The sequence below is a fragment of the Lachnoanaerobaculum sp. genome, assembly GCF_057250505.1.
The window spans coordinates 1-3,680 of record NZ_DBHIEQ010000061.1 but is presented as its reverse complement, the minus strand read 5'-3'; the positions used below and the strand labels follow the sequence as shown (position 1 = coordinate 3,680).

The 3,680-nt window shown below is 35.1% G+C and carries 3 protein-coding genes; all 3 read left to right on the top strand.

Translation table 11 applies throughout. The annotated features are described in order from the left end of the window. Nucleotides 1-346 precede the first annotated feature (346 nt). Nucleotides 347-2,521 (top strand): transcriptional regulator, encoded by a 2,175-nt coding sequence (locus tag ACO6FI_RS13150; protein WP_274970566.1) that lies wholly within the window; start codon nucleotides 347-349, stop codon nucleotides 2,519-2,521. Between the two features lie 123 nt (nucleotides 2,522-2,644). Next, nucleotides 2,645-3,070, top strand: a complete 426-nt coding sequence (locus ACO6FI_RS13145) for a hypothetical protein (protein ID WP_008752382.1) — start codon at nucleotides 2,645-2,647, stop codon at nucleotides 3,068-3,070. A 19-nt stretch (nucleotides 3,071-3,089) separates the two neighbouring features. Next, the gene (locus tag ACO6FI_RS13140) at nucleotides 3,090-3,518 is read left to right on the top strand and encodes a hypothetical protein (protein WP_008752381.1); all 429 of its coding nucleotides are present in this window, start codon (nucleotides 3,090-3,092) and stop codon (nucleotides 3,516-3,518) included. Nucleotides 3,519-3,680 lie beyond the last annotated feature (162 nt).

Genomic DNA, 3,680 nt, shown 5'->3' with positions numbered 1-3,680 from the left:
AAAAAACTTGAAAATATTCTGTATATGTGGTACTATCGTAGTCAGATAAGGGATATAAAAATTTGTAAATAAGATAAGTATATTTGTTGTTTTATCATAACTAAGGGGTGTTTCTTAGTAAAGATAGATACTGTCAGTAGCTTAATTAGCTCCGATAGAGATAAACAACATATTTATCCGTTGTTATTTTTCCATATTAGTCTATCTCCTGTGCTAACAATAAAATTAATTATTGTATCCTGTGGGATTTACTACTGTTTATATTCCTTTTACCCGACATGTTACGTAATAAAGTCTTAGAGTTTGTATTTTATTTGAAAAAAATATAGATTTAAGGAGATGCAGGATGGCAGAAAGTATTATAAAGCAAACAAACCGCACTTTGTTGATTGAGGAGATTAATCCGGAGAAGCTTAACTTACTTACCTTAGTTGGTGATGTAAGAGGACTTGACAGCTTAAGTGATGATAAGGTAAAGGAAATCAATGAAGCACTTCTTGTTAGAAACTTTGAAGAGTTTTTAGAAAAATTTGATCCGACAGTATATTCTTTTTTTAATGCTACAACAGGAAAGATTGTGTATTCTAAGGAAAAACCGGCAGGTGTTCCTGAAAATATGTTAAGTATAGTTCATCTTAATGCGCATAATGATTTTTTGAAAATGCTTATGACCTTGGTTGAAACAAAAAGAAGTCAGGGAATTATCAATGCAGATTTTAAATTTGAAAAACTTACAGAAATGATTTCTCCTTCAAAGGTTATGGATGACATTAAGCAGGTAAGGAAGGAACTTCAGTATACTTATGCAGAGTACGCAAAACTTGAAGATGGAGATCCTCATAAGCTTGATCTTGGTGATAAGCTTAATTCCATGTTTGAAGAAGCCAGTTCCAATTACCAAAATCTTATGGCGATGATTCCACTTGCAATCTCAGATATAAAGACAAGACTTTTACTTGGAGAATCAAAAGAGTCTGAAAGCAATGATGCTCTGACTCTGGGACTTCTAACCATGTCTTCTGAGGGAGAACTTACAGTAATAGAGGCTCCGAAGGTGGAAGAAAGCACTTTAGTGCTTACAGATGACAATTCAAATGCAGGACTTATTGAAGCTCTTGAAGACGATTATGATGCTCTGAATTCTGAAGGAAACAGCTATGTAAAACAGTTGGTGGTAAGAACTTTTTGTCCGTTAAATTCATCAATGCAAAGTCAGATTGATGTAAAAAAGGAAGTGGACAATTACAATACATATCTTGAATTTTACAAAAACGCCAAGGATGATTTTATAAAAGTTGTAAAACCTTTGGTTGAAAAAATATTAGGTGTATGGGCTTTTTTTGAACAGTATCCGAAACAGGTAAAAGGTATGAGACCAAGCCTTCTTATAGCCAATGTGAAGAATGAAGTTATGGCAAACAGTTTGAATGTGCCTAAGCTTTGTGCATATCTGAATACTGTAAATGAAAAAAATGACTATGGTAATACTGTTTGGTATGCAATTGTTGCAGGGGTGTCTTTGGATGAAAAATCAAAGATGAATGTTACAAGGGAAAGATTCAAGGGAAACAAAGACAGTGTAAAGACTGAAAATGTAAGCGTAGAATCTTTGGCAAGAGTTGCAGATGCCATGAAGGATTATGGTGTACAGTGCTTTTATTCCTATGAGACGGGAGATAAGACAACTTTCAACAGCATGGCAATGACCGGAGTAGGATTTTTTGATGACAGATGTGCAAGTCTTAGCGGTAAGCCTTATTCAGAATATCTGATTCCTTGTGTACCTAACTTTACAATTATTCCAAAAGATAAGTCAGGAGTAAAGCTTGAAAGCAGGATGATTGTTAATGAAAATGAAGCTGCAGAACTTTCTAAGGCAAAAGAAGATATTATGAAGCTTTGGATAGACGGAGTTTATATAGGTGCGGCATATGTGGCAGCCGGATTTGTGGCAAGTTACCAGTCTCCGGAGTATCTTAAAGAGTATTTTAAGAAGGATGTTGATACGGATTTACCGGGTGTAAGATTTGATATTGAGGCAAAGAATAATTCTCTTAAAATACATACCACTATGTCAAAAGAGATTACCGGATTTACAAACAGTGTAAAAGACGATATCAATAAAAGAGGGTTTGGATTTGTATTTTCTTCGGAAAATGCGGTTTTAGACGGAGAAAATATCAGCCATATAATGGTGTACAAAGCAAGAAACTTAAAACTTTCAGGTGGAAGTTATGAGCCTATTTATAAAACTCAGACAGCAAACTATATTGAAAGAATTTTAAGGCATGCTACAGGAGATTTTAAGGCGGAGAATATAGCTAAGTTCTTCTCAAATAACCCGTCAAGTCAGAAAAGTATATGGCTTTCCAAAAAAACAAATATTAATGGTATACTTGGAAGCAATGACGATATTACTTATGAAGTTGATGAGACGGCAGGCGTATGTGCTATAGAGATAAGTTTCGGAAATGCTATAAAAAGAATAGAAGTGCCTCTAAATCGTGTTGCAGGAGAATAAGGGTGTATATTTATAAAAAGTGTTGATATAAAATAAAAACTTTGTTTTATGTAAGTACAAAAATATTTTTAATATTTGGAGTAGTTTTATAAAAATAAATATATTTTCATAGGAGGTAGCAAGATGGGAATTAGATTCAGGGTAACAGGTTCAGAAGTGGCGGACTTTGATGAAAGAAGTATAGTAAATGCAGAGTTTTTGTCCGAGTCTCCAAAGGATTCCAACGCTAAAGCAACAGACTTCGGGTTGGGCGTAAAAGTGTGGGGTAGAGTTTTATACAATGTCGGAGCGGACAGTGATGATGTATTAAAACTTGCGAAGTGGTCTCAGATTCCGTCTGAGAATGCAGATTGTTACAGAGTTGCGGAGGTAACAGTAGTATCTGCCGGATCTGTTGTAAGAAAGTATGTAATTCCAAATGCATTCGTGGTTGAGTATTCTGAAAAGGCGGATGATGTGACCGGTACCGGAGAGTTTTATATCCATATACGTCAAAAGAAGGATAATAATGCAAAGGTAGCAGTAGAAGGCGGATACGCCGGAGAATAATGAGTAGGAGGGATTGAACATGGCATACAAAGTGAAAATAGAAGGTAATGAAAGTTTTGAACTTGCAAAAGAATGTGTAAACAGCGTATTTTTATCTACAGACATTCCTATTGATTCAAATGCACGTACCAATGATGCCGGTGCGACAATGGAAATTACCGGCAAGATTTTAACGGCAGTAGACGGTGATCCTTTTGATTCTACAAGAAATATGGCACTTTGGTCTATGGTTCCGGCACAGAATAAAGACTGCTATAGAAAGGTTACGGTAGAACAGATTGTAGCAGGTATTACAAAAAGAAAATATGTATTTCCGAATGCTTTTGTAGTAAATTATAAAGAAAGGCATGGAGATGAAGAGGGAGTAGGAAACTTTACTCTTGTAATAAAACAGAAAAAAGATAAGATGGCAGGTCTGATAGTTGAAGGTGGGTACGCAGCCGAATAACAAAGAATCAGTCGTTAAAAGTTTGGGCTGCAAGACATTTATTGTCATGCAGCCCATTTTTATCGGATAGAGAATAAGACCATCTAAAATTGATTAAAAGTAGCAGGAACGGGAATATATGAATAAAAGATTTTTTCTTGATATTTCAGGAATATTTGCAGC